16 protein-coding genes are annotated in these 16,151 nt (G+C 65.2%); 14 read left to right on the top strand and 2 right to left on the bottom strand.

The genetic code is table 11. From position 1 onward, the window contains the following. Nucleotides 1-112: 112 nt before the first annotated feature. From J7E83_RS00245 to dapF, 4 genes are read left to right on the top strand one after another with little or no spacing between them, the layout of a single operon-like run. Nucleotides 113-583, top strand: a complete 471-nt coding sequence (locus J7E83_RS00245) for a regulatory protein RecX (protein WP_311379563.1) — start codon at nt 113-115, stop codon at nt 581-583. 43 nt (nt 584-626) lie between these two features. Beyond that, the gene (miaB, locus tag J7E83_RS00240; RefSeq protein ID WP_214958424.1) at nt 627-2,183 is read left to right on the top strand and encodes a tRNA (N6-isopentenyl adenosine(37)-C2)-methylthiotransferase MiaB; all 1,557 of its coding nucleotides are present in this window, start codon (nt 627-629) and stop codon (nt 2,181-2,183) included. Between the two features lie 3 nt (nt 2,184-2,186). After that, nucleotides 2,187-3,083 carry a tRNA (adenosine(37)-N6)-dimethylallyltransferase MiaA gene (gene miaA, locus J7E83_RS00235; RefSeq protein ID WP_214958423.1) on the top strand — a complete coding sequence of 299 codons (897 nt, stop codon included), beginning with the start codon at nt 2,187-2,189 and terminating at the stop codon, nt 3,081-3,083. Nucleotides 3,084-3,092: 9 nt separating this feature from the next. Continuing rightward, nucleotides 3,093-4,037 carry a diaminopimelate epimerase gene (dapF, locus tag J7E83_RS00230; protein ID WP_214958422.1) on the top strand — a complete coding sequence of 315 codons (945 nt, stop codon included), beginning with the start codon at nt 3,093-3,095 and terminating at the stop codon, nt 4,035-4,037. Here dapF and J7E83_RS00225 read toward each other — a convergent pair. Beyond that, entirely contained in the window at nt 4,018-4,632 is a 615-nt protein-coding gene (locus J7E83_RS00225) for a class I SAM-dependent methyltransferase (RefSeq protein ID WP_214958421.1), read from the bottom strand. The two genes, dapF and J7E83_RS00225, sit on opposite strands and share 20 nt — an antisense overlap. A 434-nt stretch (nt 4,633-5,066) precedes the next feature. Between J7E83_RS00225 and hflX the strand changes: the two genes are divergently transcribed. Further along, entirely contained in the window at nt 5,067-6,635 is a 1,569-nt protein-coding gene (gene hflX, locus J7E83_RS00220; RefSeq protein ID WP_214958420.1) for a GTPase HflX, read from the top strand. Continuing rightward, nucleotides 6,628-8,685, top strand: a complete 2,058-nt coding sequence (locus J7E83_RS00215) for an ATP-dependent DNA helicase (protein WP_214958419.1) — start codon at nt 6,628-6,630, stop codon at nt 8,683-8,685. The genes hflX and J7E83_RS00215 overlap by 8 nt, the downstream gene beginning before the upstream one ends. Before the next feature lie 26 nt (nt 8,686-8,711). Here J7E83_RS00215 and lexA read toward each other — a convergent pair whose 3' ends face one another. Further along, nucleotides 8,712-9,461, bottom strand: coding sequence for a transcriptional repressor LexA (gene lexA / locus J7E83_RS00210; protein WP_214958418.1), 750 nt, complete (start codon nt 9,459-9,461; stop codon nt 8,712-8,714). A 334-nt stretch (nt 9,462-9,795) separates the two neighbouring features. Between lexA and J7E83_RS00205 the strand changes: the two genes are divergently transcribed. The 8 genes from J7E83_RS00205 (at nt 9,796) to J7E83_RS00170 (ending at nt 16,151) form a co-directional block, all read left to right on the top strand. Next, nucleotides 9,796-10,212, top strand: coding sequence for a LysM peptidoglycan-binding domain-containing protein (locus J7E83_RS00205; protein WP_214958417.1), 417 nt, complete (start codon nt 9,796-9,798; stop codon nt 10,210-10,212). Nucleotides 10,213-10,384: 172 nt separating this feature from the next. Next, on the top strand, nt 10,385-11,503 hold the full coding sequence (locus J7E83_RS00200) for a histidinol-phosphate transaminase (RefSeq protein WP_214958416.1): 1,119 nt from the start codon (nt 10,385-10,387) through the stop codon (nt 11,501-11,503). 60 nt (nt 11,504-11,563) lie between these two features. After that, entirely contained in the window at nt 11,564-12,190 is a 627-nt protein-coding gene (gene hisB / locus J7E83_RS00195) for an imidazoleglycerol-phosphate dehydratase HisB (protein ID WP_214958415.1), read from the top strand. Continuing rightward, a complete protein-coding gene (gene hisH, locus J7E83_RS00190; protein WP_214958414.1) occupies nt 12,187-12,921 on the top strand; it encodes an imidazole glycerol phosphate synthase subunit HisH in 735 nt (244 codons plus the stop codon). Before hisB ends, hisH begins: the two co-directional genes overlap by 4 nt. A gap of 18 nt (nt 12,922-12,939) precedes the next feature. Beyond that, nucleotides 12,940-13,080, top strand: a complete 141-nt coding sequence (locus tag J7E83_RS00185) for a hypothetical protein (RefSeq protein WP_214958816.1) — start codon at nt 12,940-12,942, stop codon at nt 13,078-13,080. A 54-nt stretch (nt 13,081-13,134) separates the two neighbouring features. After that, entirely contained in the window at nt 13,135-13,881 is a 747-nt protein-coding gene (priA, locus tag J7E83_RS00180) for a bifunctional 1-(5-phosphoribosyl)-5-((5-phosphoribosylamino)methylideneamino)imidazole-4-carboxamide isomerase/phosphoribosylanthranilate isomerase PriA (protein ID WP_214958413.1), read from the top strand. Between the two features lie 9 nt (nt 13,882-13,890). Beyond that, nucleotides 13,891-14,787, top strand: coding sequence for an SseB family protein (locus tag J7E83_RS00175; RefSeq protein WP_214958412.1), 897 nt, complete (start codon nt 13,891-13,893; stop codon nt 14,785-14,787). A gap of 56 nt (nt 14,788-14,843) precedes the next feature. Then, nucleotides 14,844-16,151 (top strand): MFS transporter, encoded by a 1,308-nt coding sequence (locus J7E83_RS00170; protein WP_214958411.1) that lies wholly within the window; start codon nt 14,844-14,846, stop codon nt 16,149-16,151.

Genomic DNA, 16,151 nt, shown 5'->3' with positions numbered 1-16,151 from the left:
AGGGTTTAGGCGCCGGGGCCGGGGACGCCCAGGGTTCGACGAGGATGGACCTGATCCGGACTCTTCGGTTTCGGAGGACGCCGAGCCGGACCCCGCCTCGGTTGCCCGGGCCATCGTGCTTCGGCAGCTGACCAATTCGGCGAAGAGCCGGCTCCAGCTGTCCCGCAAGCTGGCGGAACGGAACATCCCGGAGGACGTGGCCGAAGCCGTGCTGGACAGGTTCCAGGAGGTCCGCCTCATTGACGACGCCGAGTTCGCCGACATGTGGGTGCGCAGCCGTTCGCAGTCACGGAAACTGGCCAAGGGCTCCCTGCGGCGCGAGCTTGCGGAGAAGGGGATCGACCCTGAGACGGCAGCCGCCGCGCTCGAGCAGCTCTCGGACGCCGATGAAGAAGCGGCTGCCCGCCAGCTGGTCGAGCGGAAGCTGCGCCCGGGGACGGACCTCTCCGACGGTGCCGAACGGGACAAGATCACCCGCCGCCTGGTTTCGATGCTTGCGCGCAAGGGTTATCAGCCGTCCCAGGCTTTCCGGATCGTGGGCGAGGTGCTGGATTCTCATCGCGGAGCCCCGCACGACGTGTAAACCCGCCGATCCGCGTTCGCCGCCGACCCGTTACCCTTAACAGGTGAGTTTGACCATTCCTTCCCCCGCATCCGGTACTGCCCCTTCTGCCGACCAGACAGTTCAGCGGCCCCGCACCTATCAGGTGCGCACCTTTGGCTGCCAGATGAACGTGCACGATTCGGAGCGGATGGCGGGCATGCTGGAGGCTGCCGGCTATGTGGCCGCGGACGGTGAGAACGCGGACGTCGTTGTCTTCAATACCTGCGCAGTGCGGGAGAATGCGGACAACAAGCTGTACGGCAACCTGGGCATGCTGGCTCCGGTCAAAGCCGCCAACCCGGGCATGCAAATTGCGGTGGGTGGTTGCCTGGCCCAGAAGGACCGCGAAACCATCCTCAAGAAGGCGCCGTGGGTGGACGCCGTCTTTGGCACGCACAACGTGGGGGCACTCCCGGCGCTGCTGGACAGGGCCCGTCACAACAACGAAGCACAGCTGGAGATCCTCGAATCCCTCGATGTCTTTCCCTCCACCCTGCCCACCAAGCGGGACTCGGTCTATTCGGGCTGGGTGTCCATCTCGGTTGGCTGCAACAACACCTGCACGTTCTGCATCGTTCCTGCGCTGCGCGGCAAGGAAAAGGACCGCCGGCCCGGTGAGATCCTCGCCGAAATCCAGGCCCTGGTGGACGACGGTGCCATCGAAGTGACGCTGCTGGGTCAGAACGTGAACTCGTATGGGGTGGAGTTTGGTGACAGGCAGGCTTTCTCCAAATTGCTGCGCGCGTGCGGCGGGATAGAAGGCCTCGAAAGGGTGCGATTCACGAGCCCCCATCCCGCGGCCTTCACTGACGATGTCATCGACGCCATGGCCGAGACCCCTAACGTGATGCCCCAGCTTCATATGCCGCTGCAGTCGGGCTCGGACAAAGTCCTCAAGGACATGAAGCGGTCTTACCGGTCCACCAAGTTCCTGGGAATCCTGGACAAGGTCCGGGAAAAGATCCCGCACGCCGCCATTTCCACGGATATCATTGTGGGCTTCCCCGGCGAGTCAGAGGAGGACTTCCAGGCCACCCTGGACGTTGTGCAAAAATCCCGGTTCGCCACCGCCTTCACCTTCCAGTATTCCAAGAGGCCGGGCACCCCCGCCGCCGACCTCCCGGACCAGTTGCCCAAGGCGGTTGTCCAGGAACGCTTCGAACGGCTGACCGCACTGCAGGACAGGATTGCCGCCGAGGAAAACGCCAAGCAATTGGGACGCCGAGTCGAGGTCATGGTCACAGCCCAGTCGGGGCGCAAGTCCGAAGAAACCCACCGCCTGTCCGGACGCTCACGGGATCAGCGCCTGGTTCACTTCTCCGTTCCCGAGGGAGCCCAGGCACCGCGGCCCGGGGACCTCGTGACCGTCACCATCACGGAAGCCGCAGCCTTCCACCTCGTGGCCGATCCGACACTGCCGGACTACAGCCTGCGGCGCTCCCGTGCCGGGGACGCCTGGGACAGGTCACAGGCCGATTCCTGCGGCGCGCCGGCTGGGGGACCGGCGGGCGCCGGCAGCGGTGCCGGCCGGACAGGGGTATCGCTGGGCATGCCCGCGCTCCCGGTCCGCAGCCACTGACCCGTGGCCAGACCACCGGTCATTGCCGTCGTCGGTCCAACGGGGTCGGGCAAGTCCGACCTTGCAGTGGACCTTGCCCTTGAGCTGGACGGCGAAGTCATCAACGCAGACGCCATGCAGTTCTACCGCGGCATGGACATCGGGACCGCCAAGATAACGGTGCCTGAACGCAGGGGAGTGCCTCATCACCTCCTCGATACCCTGGATGTGACCCAGGAAGCAAGCGTCTCCGACTTCCAGCAGCAGGCAAGGGAACTCATCGCGGACATCCACGCCAGGGGCCGGCGCGCCATCCTGGCAGGAGGGTCCGGGCTCTATGTGCGGGCCGTACTGGACGTCCTCGAATTCCCGGGCACAGATCCTCAGCTCCGGAGGCTGTTGGAGACAGAGCTCGAGGAGACGGGCGCCGAGGGTCTCCATGCCCGGCTCCGTGAAGTGGACCCGGTCTCCGCGGGGCGTCTGTCCGATGCGCGCCGCATCATCAGGGCGCTCGAAGTGCACCAACTGACGGGCCGGCCCTTCAGCTCATTCATGCCGCAGCGCGAGTACTTCCAGCCCGCCGTCCAGGTTGGGCTGGCCGTGGACAGGGAAGTGCTTCGTGAGCGGCTCGCCCGGCGCGTGCACGGCATGGTGGACAGCGGGCTGCTCGAAGAGGTGAGGCACCTGGATTCGGTCGGTCTCCGCCACGGCAGAACGGCTCCTCGGGCGCTGGGCTACGCCCAGTTCCTGAAGGTCCTCGACGGCGGCACGACAGTCGCGGACGCTGCAGAGGAAACCATCGTGGCCACCCGGCAGTTTGCCAGGCGCCAGCTCACCTGGTTCCGCGCCGATCCGCGAATCGCCTGGCTGGATTGGCAGGATCCGCAGCTCGTGCCGCAGGCCGCGGCACTGTGCCGGTAACCTTTAATCATGGACGCAACCCTTTCAGAGACCACCCAACCGGCATTCCGTACATTGGGCGGACTCCGCTTCTCCAAGGGACACGGCACCGGCAACGACTTTGTACTGATCGCTGATCCTGAGGGTGTCCACGCCATCGAGGCCGAACAGGCGGCGGGCCTGTGCGACAGGCACCGTGGCATAGGCGGCGACGGCCTGATCCGTGCCGTGCCATCGCGGTTCCTTCCCGAAGGCCGGGAGCTGCTGGCCGATGCCCCGGAAGCGGAGTGGTTCATGGACTACCGCAATGCTGATGGTTCGCTGTCAGAGATGTGCGGCAACGGAGTCCGGGTATTTGTCCACTTCCTTCGTGCCGAGGGCTTGATTGACCTGCCAGACGGCGGTGCGCTCACCATTGGCACCCGCGGCGGCATCAAGACGGTAGTCCGGACCGGCGACAACTACGCCGTGGACATGGGCCCCTGGAAATTCATCTTCCCCGGTGATGCCAGCGCCAAAGCAATGGATTCACTCGTGAGCGCAGACGGCCTCGAAGTACCGCGTCCTGCCCTCTCGGTCAGCATGGGCAATCCCCACACGGTGGTTGCTTTGGCGGAACTTTCCCAGCTTGAGGGGATGCGGCTCTTTATGGCTCCGCAGGTGGATCCGGAGCCTGCCAACGGAACCAATGTTGAGTTCGTAGTCCCCGCCGAACCCCTGGTGCATGATGGGGTTGGCATGGTGACCATGCGCGTCCACGAAAGGGGCGTAGGCGAAACCCAGTCGTGCGGCACCGGTGCCTGCGCCGCTGCCGTCGCCATCAGGCATTGGGCAGGTGCTGAGGCGCCCGACGCGTGGCAGGTTAAGGTGCCAGGCGGCGTCGTCGGCGTGAAATTCTTTGCCGGAGCAGGCGGCGACGAGCATGTTGAGCTGAGCGGGCCGGCGGTGATTGTCGCTAGCGGGACGCTTTCCTGACCCGCAGGATCCGAAAGGACTTGGAGGTGGCTTCGCGGCTGACGGTGAATGAAGCATCCAGCTCCGCGGAAAGCCAGCGCTGCAGGGAATCGGAGCCCAGGTTCTTCTGCACCACCAGCCAGGCGGAACCGCCTGGCGCCAAGCGGGGCAGCCACAGCTTCAGCAGGGAATGGAGTTCGTCCTTGCCAATCCGGATGGGGGGATTTGACCAGATGGTGTCAAAGCGCACATCAGGATCCACGTCGTCGGGCATGGCGGCCGTCACGTTGTCCAGGCCGAGCTGGGCGGCGTTTTCGTTCGTCAGCGTGATGCAGCGTTCGTTGACGTCCACCGCGTAGACACGGGCATGTGGCGCGCGGAGGCCCATGGTGAGCGCCAGGGGCCCCCAACCGCAGCCGACGTCCAGCAGGTTACCTGTGGGCGAAGGAGCCGGCACCTCGGCCAGCAGGACAGCTGTTCCCTTGTCGATGCCGTCGGGGCTGAAAATCCCTGAAGACGTCTGCAGCGTGCGCGTCTCCCCGGCCAGTTCCACCGTGAGTGGCTTGCGGGTGAACGGCCCGGCGGGCGATGCGCTGAAATAGTGTGCGGACTCCATAACTGGCCAGATTAGTTGGCCGCAGGGGCGTATGGGAAACCACGCGGACGGGGTCTGCTATTCTAAAAGGCATGTTCTTGATCTTCGAGTAGCCGGCACGGGTCTAAGCCCGTCCCGCGGCCCCCGTCCCGCAGCGATGCAGGTGTTAACCTTCCGCAATTGCGCAACCAGCCAGGTCCTCGGCGCCTGTCTGACTGCCGGGCAAAACTCGAAAGATCAGCGTCCTGCTGGTCCTTTGTTGACGTTACCGGCGCCTTTTCCACTACTCCACGCAACTCTCTTGCGTGGTTCCATGCTGCGCGCCACGGCTTTGCCTGGCACGAGCAGAAGGCCAGGAGGCCAGGATGACCGCAAGCCGTCAGCCCAGCGCGAATACTTCACCACTCAGCACTAATCGGCACTATTCTGGAAATGCCGAATCTTCAAAGGAGACCATGACCAGCCAGCCCAACACCGGTTCCGATCCAGCAGCCCAGGATATGAGTCCTGAGGAAATCCAAGCTGTCATCGACCGGATTCTCTCCAAGGACGTACCGGCCAGGAATGTCGGCACTGCTGACGGCAACGGCAAGGGCGTGTTCGGCAAGGCCCAGGCGATCTCCCGCCTGGACGAGGAGCACACCAGTTACGACGGTGACCAACAGGATCTCGAAGAACGCCGGGCGCTCCGCCGTGTGGCTGGCCTGTCCACCGAACTCGAAGACGTCACCGAGGTCGAATACCGCCAACTGCGCCTTGAACGCGTGGTGCTCGCCGGGCTCTGGACCGAGGGTACGCTGGCCGACGCCGAGAACTCCCTTCGCGAGCTTGCTGCCCTGGCCGAAACTGCCGGCTCCGAGGTCCTGGACGGCATGGTGCAGCGCCGTGCGAAGCCGGATCCGGGTACTTTCCTGGGTTCAGGCAAAGCCCTTGAGCTCAAGGATGTCGTGATGGCCACGGGCGCTGACACCGTAGTGGTGGACGCCGAACTGGCACCGTCCCAGCGGCGTGGCCTTGAGGACATCGTGAAAGTCAAGGTTATTGACCGCACGGCGCTGATCCTCGATATCTTCGCCCAACACGCCAAGAGCCGCGAGGGCAAGGCCCAGGTGGAACTGGCACAGCTTGAATACCTTCTGCCGCGCCTGCGTGGCTGGGGTGAATCGATGTCCCGCCAGGCCGGTGGCCAGGTGGGCGGCGCCGGGGCGGGCATGGGCTCGCGTGGTCCCGGTGAGACGAAGATCGAACTGGACCGCCGCCGGATCAGGACCCGCATGGCCAAGCTGCGGCGCGAAATAGCCGCCATGAAGCCGGCGCGGGAAACCAAGCGTGCCAACCGGCGTCGTAATTCAGTGCCGTCCGTCGCCATCGCCGGGTACACCAACGCGGGTAAATCATCGCTGCTGAACCGGCTGACCGATGCCGGGGTGCTCGTGGAGAACGCCCTCTTCGCCACCCTGGACCCCACCGTCCGTAAAGCCGAGACCGCCGACGGGCTGGGCTACACCCTCGCGGACACGGTGGGCTTTGTCCGCTCGCTGCCGACCCAGCTGGTGGAGGCGTTCCGTTCCACCCTTGAGGAAGTGGCGGACTCAGACCTGATCCTGCACGTCGTGGACGCCTCGCACCCGGATCCGGAAGGCCAGATCGCTGCCGTCCGCAAGGTCTTCAGCGAAGTGGACGCGCGCAAGGTGCCAGAGATCATCGTGCTCAACAAGGCGGACGCGGCGGATCCGTTTGTCGTGGAGCGACTTAAGCAGCGCGAACCCCGCCATGTGGTGGTCTCGGCCCGGACAGGCGAGGGCATCGCGGAGCTGCTCAAGGCAATCAGCGAATCGATTCCGCGGCCGAGCGTCAAGCTGGAGCTGCTCATCCCCTACAACCGGGGTGACCTGATCAGCAAGCTCCACGAAACAGACGCCGAGATCCTGAGCCTGGATCACGGCGAGGACGGAACGCGTGCGGTAGTGATGGTCCGCGAGGGCCTCGCGGCTGAACTGGAATCATTCATCAGTAATGACTGAGTTGGCGGCCGGGGAGATCTCGGATACGGCCGGCGAGCAGTTCGTGATTGAACTGCTCGACCGCGCCGTGGCCGGCATGGGAGGCCAAAGCCGCAGTGGCCAGCACGAAATGGCGCGGCAGGTAGCCAGGGCCATCGAAACGGGGGACCACCTCCTGGTGCAAGCCGGAACCGGTACCGGGAAGTCCCTCGCGTACCTCATTCCGCTCATTGCACACTCGCTTGTCAGCGACAAGCCCACGTTGGTCTCCACAGCAACCCTCGCGCTGCAAACCCAGATCGTGGGCCGCGATCTTCCGCGACTCCTGAAGACCATCACTCCTGCCCTGGACCGCCCGGTCAAAGTTGCCCTGGTCAAGGGCCGCTCCAACTATGTGTGCCGGCATAAGCTCGAAGGCGGCTTCCCCTCGGAGGAGCCCGCAGAGGGCCAACTGTTCTCCCTCGGCGAGGACACGAGCGTGCCGCATTTCGCCGCCGCCCTGGGCGGGCCATCGTCGCAGCTTGGCAAGGAAGTGGTGCGCCTGCGCGAGTGGGCGGAAAAGACCGCCACCGGTGACCGCGACGAGCTGCTGCCCGGCGTCACAGACCGCGCCTGGCGGCAGGTTTCCGTAACCTCCATGGAGTGCCTGGGGGCCCAGAAATGCCCGCTCGCGGCTGAATGCTTCAGCGAACTCGCGCGCCACGACGCTGCCGAGGCCGACGTCGTGGTCACCAACCACGCCATGCTCGCCGTCAGCGCCTTCGAAGGACTGGCAGTCCTTCCCGAATACGACGTCGTGGTGGTGGATGAAGCACACGAACTCCAGGACCGCGTAACCGGCGCCGTGTCCGGGCAGCTATCCGTGGCCATGGTCCACGCCGCAGCTGCGGGTGCGCGGAAGCACACAGCCATCACCGTCGACGCCTTGAACGCGGCGGCCGCCAACCTTGAGGTGGCCCTCGCAGGGGTGCCAAACGGGCTGCTCCCCAACGGCCTGAACGATGAACAGCTGGACTGCGTCGACCAGCTCCGCGAGGCCTGCCGGGCCGCCCTCTCGGACTCCAAGGGGGACAGCAATACAACCGCCGACGGCGGGCGGCAGCTGGCCCGTTCCAGGCTCCTGCTGATTCTTGAACTGTGCGAAAGGCTCGTTGCAGCCAAGGAAAACCGGGAGGTTGTATGGTTCTCCCGTGCCAGCACCTTTGATCCCCAGCAGGGCTACTCGCAGCCCGACGAGACCTCTCCCGTCCTCATCAACATTGCCCCGCTAAGCGTCGCAGGCAGGCTCCGCGAAGGCTTGTTTGCGGGCCACACAGTGGTGCTGACGTCGGCCACCCTCGCCATCGGTTCCGCCTTTGAACCGGCGGCCGGCGGGCTGGGTCTGGTTGGAGACGGCGCCCCCCGCTGGACCGGCGTCGACGTCGGGTCTCCTTTCGACTACCCGAAGCAGGGGATCCTCTACGTTGCCGGGCACCTGCCCAAGCCCGGCCGCGGCGCCTCACCTGAGGCCCTGGACGAACTTGAGGCGCTGATTCGGGCCTCCGGCGGCGGCGCACTGTGCCTCTTCTCCTCACGACGCGCGGCCGAAGAGGCCGCTGAGGCGATGCGGCCACGGCTCGGCATGAGCATCCTCTGCCAAGGGGACTCCACCATGACGGCGCTGGTCAAGCAGTTCGCCGACGAGCCGGACACGTGCCTCTTCGGGACCATGTCCCTGTGGCAGGGCGTGGATGTCCCCGGCGGATCGTGCCGGCTGGTGGTGATCGACCGCATTCCGTTTCCGCGTCCGGATGATCCGCTGATGACCGCACGGTCCCGTGCAGTGGCCCAGGCGGGCGGCAATGGATTCATGACCGTGTCTGCCACCCACGCGGCCATCCGCCTCGCCCAGGGGGCAGGCAGGCTGATCCGTTCCACGGGAGACAAGGGCGTTGTGGCTGTGCTTGATTCACGGCTCGCCACGGAGCGTTACGCTGGGTTTCTCCGGGCGGCGCTGCCGCCATTCTGGCCCACCACGGACCGCAAGATCGCGTTCGCCGCCCTGGAAAGGTTGGCTAAGGAGAGCTCTTGAGCCGGAGGGTTTTAGAGGGGCATACCCTATAGCGAGCGCAGTACCGAGACGACCTTGCCCATGATGGTGGCGTGGTCTCCAAGGATCGGCTCGTACTGGGTGTTCTGCGGAAGCAGCCACGTGTGTCCGTCGCGCTGGCGGAAAGTCTTGACGGTGGCTTCGTCGTCCAGCAGGGCGGCAACGATATCACCGTTGACTGCATCGGCCTGCCTGCGGACCACGACCCAGTCGCCGTCGCAGATCGCGGCGTCCACCATGGAGTCCCCGGCCACGCGCAGCATGAACAGTTCGCCCTGTCCCACCAACTGGCGGGGCAGCGGCATCACATCTTCGACTACTTGGTCGGCGAAGATGGGACCACCGGCCGCTATCCGGCCCACAAGCGGGACCATTGCTGTGTCCATGGCAGAGGGCAGCTCCGCAATTGCCCCTCCAATGGCGCCGTGCAGGACCGCAGGCTTCGCTTGGCCGGAACCTTTGACCGCTCCGCCGTCGAGCGTGAGTGGCATCAGAACCTCCATTGCACGCGGACGCTTGGGGTCCCGGCGAAGGTATCCAAGTTTTTCAAGCTGGGATAGCTGGTGCGTCACGCTGGAAAGGCTGGCAAGGCCCACGGTGTCACCGATCTCCCGCATGGAAGGCGGGTACCCGTTGTCGTTGACCGAACGCTGGATAGTCTCGAGGATCTTCTTCTGGCGTGCGGTGAGCCCTTTGGGGGCCCGCTGGGGCTGCCGGCCCCGCTGGGTCGCCCTGCCCTCGGCGGCTGGTGCTGCCATGTTCGCCAATGCCTTTCCGTTGCCCGGGCCATTCCGGCGGCTATGCCGGGGACGTCCGGCCTGAATTGTCAGACCCTGCTGATCAACTACAGAGGTGGTTGTTCCTTGTTCCAAACGTAGGGCAGCTGCATGGCTTTTTCAAACATTTGTTCTAGCGAGTCTCGACAATGTTCGTTGATAAGTGCTAAAACTGAGAAAGCAAAGTTCGAACATGTGTTCTACTAATGACTTGGATCGTCTGGATTGCTTCGAATATCCGAAGCGGTAAGGGCCGACTGCCAGGCAGGCATGGGACACACCGAGCAGCACAGTATGGTCCAGGAGGGCTCATTTCATGTCAGCTATATCTGCTTCGCAGGATTCCCGTCCGCAATTCGTCTCCGTACAGCACCTCACGTCGCTGCCGGACTCAGGATCCCGGGCGCGCAAGGAGTCCCTTCCGCCTTTGCGGCTCACGAGGAGGGGGAAGATTGTCCTCATCGGCATCCCCTTGATGCTTGTGGCCGCCCTGCTGCTCTCCTTGGCAGGCTTCCTCACTGCCCCAGCCAAGGCAGCCGACACCGCGGCGGACCTCGCCCTGACCCCAACGGTCTCGGTCACGGTCCAGTCCGGCGAGTCGCTCTGGGCGATCGCCGGCACGGTGGCGCCAGAAAGGGACGCCCGCGACGTGATAGCTGACATCGTCCAGCTCAACAACCTCAGCTCCGGTGTTGTCGTGCCGGGCCAGCAGCTGTTTGTTCCCGCAAAATAGCAATCTCCCTAAGCAGCACACCGTGTTTGGGGTAGCCGTCGTCCCAGCAGTCGCTCGCCAGTTGCCACTCTCCAGCTCCCGGCTCTCCCAACGGACCCGGCCAAAACCCTCTCCCAAGGGGCCGCACGCCGTCACATTTTCCGGGCATGTGTCCGGGCACTAAACTGTTCAGGTGAATGACCAGCTAGAGCGTCTGAACAGACTTCCCCTCCGGACCAACCTCCGCGGCCTGACCCCGTATGGTGCTCCGCAGTTGGATGTGCCCATTCTGCTCAACGTCAACGAAAACACCCATGGCGTTCCGGCGGACGTGCGGGCGGCAATCAGCGCGGCAGTGACGGAAGCGGCTGCTGGTCTGAACCGATACCCGGACCGTGAGTTCACCACCCTCCGGGAGGCGCTGGCCGAATACCTCGGCCATGGCCTCGATGCTACAAACATCTGGGCGGCCAACGGCTCCAATGAAGTGCTCCAGCACATCCTCCAGGCTTTTGGAGGGCCGGGGCGCAAGGCCCTGGGCTTCCCGCCGACGTATTCCATGTACCCGCTGCTTGCGAGCGGAACCGATACCGAGTACATCGTGGGCAGGCGTGCTGAGGGCTATGGCCTAAGCGCCGAGTCGGCTGCGCTGCAGGTCAAAGAACTGCAGCCGAACATCGTCTTTCTGTGCTCGCCGAACAACCCCACAGGCACAGGCCTCACCCTCGACGTCGTCGAAGCCGTCTACGCGGCAGGTGAGGCCACCCAGACCATCGTGATCGTGGATGAGGCGTACCACGAGTTCGCCCACGACGGCACGCCAAGTGCCCTGACGCTGCTGCCGGGAAGGGAGCGCCTCATCGTCTCGCGGACCATGAGCAAGGCTTTTGCATTGGCCGGTGCGCGCATCGGCTACATGGCTGCGGCGCCCGAAGTGACGGACGCCCTTCGGCTGGTGCGCCTGCCCTACCACCTCTCGGCCATCACCCAGGCAACCGCCCTCGCCGCCCTCCAGCACCGCGAGGCGCTGATGGCTGACGTCGAGGACATTAAGAAGCAGCGGGACCGGATTGTCTCGGAACTGACCAGGATGGGTCTCAAGCCTGCCGCCTCTGACTCGAACTATGTCTTCTTCGGTGGCCTGGACCGCCCCCACGACGTCTGGCAGGAACTGCTGGATGCCGGTGTGCTGATCCGGGATGTTGGTATTCCTGGCCACCTGAGGGTCACCGCTGGAACTGAGGCGGAAACCACAGCATTTCTGACGTCGCTTGAAGGCATCCTGGCCGGCCAGGACAGGCTCCCCGCCTAAACTTGAATGAGCGGCGCTGTCCGCGCCTGCCTAACTCCTTCTCCTAAAGGACATATGACCATGACTTCCACCGGATCGAATGCCGCCGATGCCCGGAGCGCACGCCTGGAGCGTGCCACCAGTGAATCGTCGGTGCTCGTGGAGATTAACCTCGACGGCACCGGGGTCTCGGACATCGATACGTCGGTCCCGTTCTACGACCACATGCTGACCGCACTGTGCAAGCACTCGCTCATCGACATGACGGTCAAGGCCACCGGCGATACGCACATAGACGTCCACCACACGGTGGAGGACGTGGCCATCACCTTCGGCGAGGTCCTTCGCACAGCGTTGGGCAACAAGGCCGGGATCCGCCGCTTCGGAGAAGCCACGGTGCCACTGGATGAAGCACTGGCGCACGCCGTCGTGGATGTTTCAGGCCGCCCCTACCTGGTGCACGGAGGTGAGCCCGCCGGGCAGGAGTACCACCTGATCGGCGGCCACTTCACCGGCTCGTTGACGCGCCACGTCTTTGAGGCGATCACCCTCCACGCGGGCATCTGCCTGCACATGAACGTCATCGCGGGCCGGGATCCGCACCACATTGTGGAAGCACAGTTCAAGGCGTTCGCTCGTGCCCTCCGCGCGGCTGTTGAGCCCGATCCGCGCGTCGAGGGAATTCCCTCCACCAAGGGTGCGCTGTGAACGGCCCCATCGTGCGGGAGGGTGCCGTGATCGATCCTGCCGCCTTGAAGAAGCCGGCGTCGCCCGAGGGCAAGCCCACCGTCACAGTCCTGGACTACGGCTCCGGTAACGTCCGCTCTGCCGTGCGTGCCCTGGAACGCGCCGGAGCCGAGGTCATCCTCAGCGCCAAGCCGGCGGACGTTCTCAACGCGGACGGACTCGTAGTGCCCGGCGTCGGCGCCTTCGAAACCGTGATGCGCGAGCTGAAGGCCGTAGATGGCATCCGGCTCATCGGCAGGCGGGTAGCCGGCGGCCGGCCCGTGCTGGCTATTTGCGTCGGACTCCAGGTGTTGTTCGAAGCCGGTGTCGAGCACGGGACGGAAGCCGAAGGCATGGGGGAGTGGCCCGGCAAAGTCGAGCTCCTCCCGGCTGAGGTCGTACCGCACATGGGCTGGAACACCGTCAAGGTACCGGAAGGTTCAAAGCTTTTCGCAGGCGTCGAGGATGAGCGCTTCTACTTTGTGCACTCCTACGGCGTCCAGGATTGGACCTTCGATGTGGTGCAGCCGCGAATGGCTCCGCCGCTGGTCACCTGGTCCGAGCATGGAGCGCCCTTCATTGCCGCAGTGGAGAATGGGCCCCTCTGCGCAACCCAATTCCACCCGGAGAAGTCCGGGGACGCCGGCGCCCGGCTCCTGCGCAACTGGGTGAACACACTCCGCAAAACCCCGGCAACTGACGGTTCCGCCTAGATGTGGTCAATTGTCCTGATGGGACTCGCCGGCCTCCTCGTGGGCGGTGCCCTGTCCTTCAGGCAGCAGCACAATCCGCTCTGGACCCAAATCGGGTTCTACGTCCTCGCCGGCATGTCGCTGCTGGCCGCCTACCTCCTGACGTTCCCAGGCAACTAGCCACGTGCCAGCCAGCCCGAAACCCACTGCCTTCACCCACACTGAGGATTTGAGATGACCACCGCACACGATCTGCCGGTTCTTGAACTGCTGCCCGCCGTCGACGTCGTCAATGGCCAGGCAGTTCGCCTGGTCCAAGGCGAGGCAGGCAGCGAGACGAGTTACGGTACTCCGCTGGAGGCGGCCCTGAACTGGCAGCAGCAGGGCGCAGAATGGGTGCATCTGGTGGATCTGGATGCGGCTTTCGGCCGCGGGTCGAACGCTGAACTGCTGCGCGAAGTGGTGGGCCGGCTGGACATCAAGGTGGAGCTCTCCGGCGGACTCCGGGACGACGATTCGCTGGAGGCGGCCCTAAACCTCGGCGTTGCACGCGTCAACCTTGGCACCGCGGCGCTGGAAAACCCTGAGTGGACCCGGCGCGCCATCGAACGCTTCGGTGACAAGATCGCCGTCGGCCTCGACGTCCGCGGCACGACGCTGGCCGGGCGCGGCTGGACCAAGGAAGGCGGCGACCTCTGGGATGTCCTGGGACAGCTGGAAGAGGCCGGGTGCTCCCGTTACGTCGTCACCGACGTCACCAAGGACGGCACGCTCCAAGGCCCCAACGTCGAGCTGCTGCGCCAAATGGTGGAGAAAACAGGCAAGCCCGTGGTGGCTTCCGGCGGGATCTCAAGCCTTGACGACCTGAAGGTCCTTCGTTCCCTGGTTCCGCTCGGCGTGGAGGGCGCAATCGTCGGCAAGGCCCTGTATGCCGGTGCGTTCACCCTCCCGGAAGCCCTCGACGTCGCCGGCCGACGCTAGGCAGTATCAGTGGATTCCAGGGATAACGCGAGCACCGCTGCAAACGGACCGGTCCCGCGCCACCTTCCCGGACACATTGCCGCGGCCCTGGCCGGTGCCGGAGGCGCCACCGACTCGGCCGGCCAGCCCTGGGCTGGCCGGAGCCTGGCCGGGGACGACGGCAAGATCCACAACTTCGAGGACGACGACGGTACGGCCGATGCCGGCTACCTCGCCGCCGTCAGGGCGCTCCTGAACGGCAGCGGCGATGAGGCAGCGGTGGTGGCTTCGCTGGCGACCGCCCGGGTTTTCATCCCGATCATTGCGCAGCTCGCCGAAGAAGCGGAGGGCGTTGAGGGCTTGTCATCGGACAAACAGGCGGACATGGCACTCGTAACGCTCAAGGCCGCCGACGGCCGGACCGCGATGCCGGCCTTCACGTCAGCGGCGGCTCTGGCGGACTGGCACCCTGAAGCACGGCCCGTGGCCGTGTATGCGGCGAGGGCCGCCCTGTCCGCAGTGGCCGAAGGCGCTGAACTCATGGTGCTTGATCCGGGCACTGACCGGACCTGGGTAGTCCGGCGTCCTGCGGTGTGGGCATTGGCGCAACAGCGGGAATGGGTTCCCTCCTACGCCGATGAAGCGCTGGCCACCGAAATTAGCTCTGCCGCGGCCGCATTCCCGGCTGTACGGCGGATCGCCCTCCTGCCGGGTTCGGGCGTACCGGCCGTCGCAGGAAGGGAAGTGGTGCTCCCGGGTGGAGGAGCAGGACCCGAACTGCAGGTGGTGCTCTACCTTGAGGACGGGCTCGACGCCGCCGCGGTCCAGGAGCTGCTATCGGGGCTCCAACAGGCGTGGTCCCGGAATGTATTGTTTGGTGAGCGGGTTGACTCTATCGAAATCAAGTTGAGGCGCGCAGCACAGTAGCGGGCGGTGAGCGGGGAGATCCCCTGGCTGCCGCCGGCAGACCAAAGGATTCTTTCGTGAACTTCGCTCTTTACCGGGAGCTGCTGGCCGTCCAGCCCATCAGGCGGCTGCTTCTGGTCGGCATGATCGCCCGCATACCCCATTCGGCGGCAGGTGTGCTGCTGACCCTGCACATCGTCCTCACCCTCGGCCAGGGTTATGCCGCGGCGGGAGCTGCGGCAGCGGTGATGACCATAGGCATTGCGGTGGGAGCTCCCTGGCGGGGCCGACGCGTGGACACCGTAGGCCTGCGCAAGGCCCTGATCCCGTCGGTCGTCTCAGAAACGGTCATCTGGTCCGTAGTTCCGCACGTGTCCTACGAATGGCTGCTGCCGTTGGTGTTCGTTGGCGGGCTGCTCACCCTGCCGATCTTCAGTGTGGTGCGCCAATCCCTCGGGGTCCTTGCCGACGGCGACCAGCGGCGCACGGCTTTCGCTTTGGACGCCATCACTACCGAAGTGGTGTTCATGATCGGCCCCGCAGCCGGAGCGATTGTGGCCACTAGCGGCTACACCGTCCTGGGACTCACCGTTGTCGGAGTGTCCACTTCCCTGGCTGGACTGTTCCTGATGTGGTTCAATCCGGCTACCCGTAGCCCACTCCGGACAGAAGAATGCGAAGCCGACCAGCAGTACGCGGCCGAAGTCGCAGTGGTCTCCGCCGCACCGGCCCACCTCCAGGAAGCCGCTGCAGAGCTCGCCCCCGCGGGGGCCCACCGGTCCACAGCGGATGCCCGTGCAGGGCTCCGGGGCAAGGTGGCGCACAACTTTACGTGGTTCACCGCCACGGTGGCCGCCGTGTTCGCAGTTGCAGCCGGTGCAGGAATGGTCCTAAGCGGCACCGATGTCGGCATCGTCGCAGCCCTTGAGAAGGGCGGACACCAGGGGGAGATCGGACTCGTCTTCCTGTTCTGGTGCGCGGCATCAGTGGTAGGCGGCCTGGTCTACGGCGCGATGCACCGCCCCGTTTCACCGATTGTCCTGTTGCTGGGGATGGCGGCCCTGACCATTCCGATGGGGTTCGCCCATGACACCTGGACGCTGGCCCTCGTGTCCATCCTTCCGGGCTTGCTTTGCGCGCCGGTGCTCTCAGCGGCGTCCGAAAAGGTGGCTGAGTTGGTGGACGAGGACCGGCGCGGCGAGGCGATGGGCTGGTACGGCTCGGCGCTGACAGGAGGCGTGGCTTTCGGTGCGCCCCTGGCGGGCGTCTTCATCGACGGCATGGGGCCGTCGGGCGGGTTCGTGTCAGTGGGCGCGGCAGGCGTTGCGCTGTGCCTCGTGGGGCTGCTGCTCCAGCAGCGCCGGCGCCGCCGCGCCGCGGCCTAA

The sequence above is a fragment of the Arthrobacter sp. ISL-48 genome, assembly GCF_018613805.1.
GTDB lineage: Bacteria > Actinomycetota > Actinomycetes > Actinomycetales > Micrococcaceae > Arthrobacter.
This window is presented reverse-complemented; position numbering and strand designations above follow the sequence as displayed.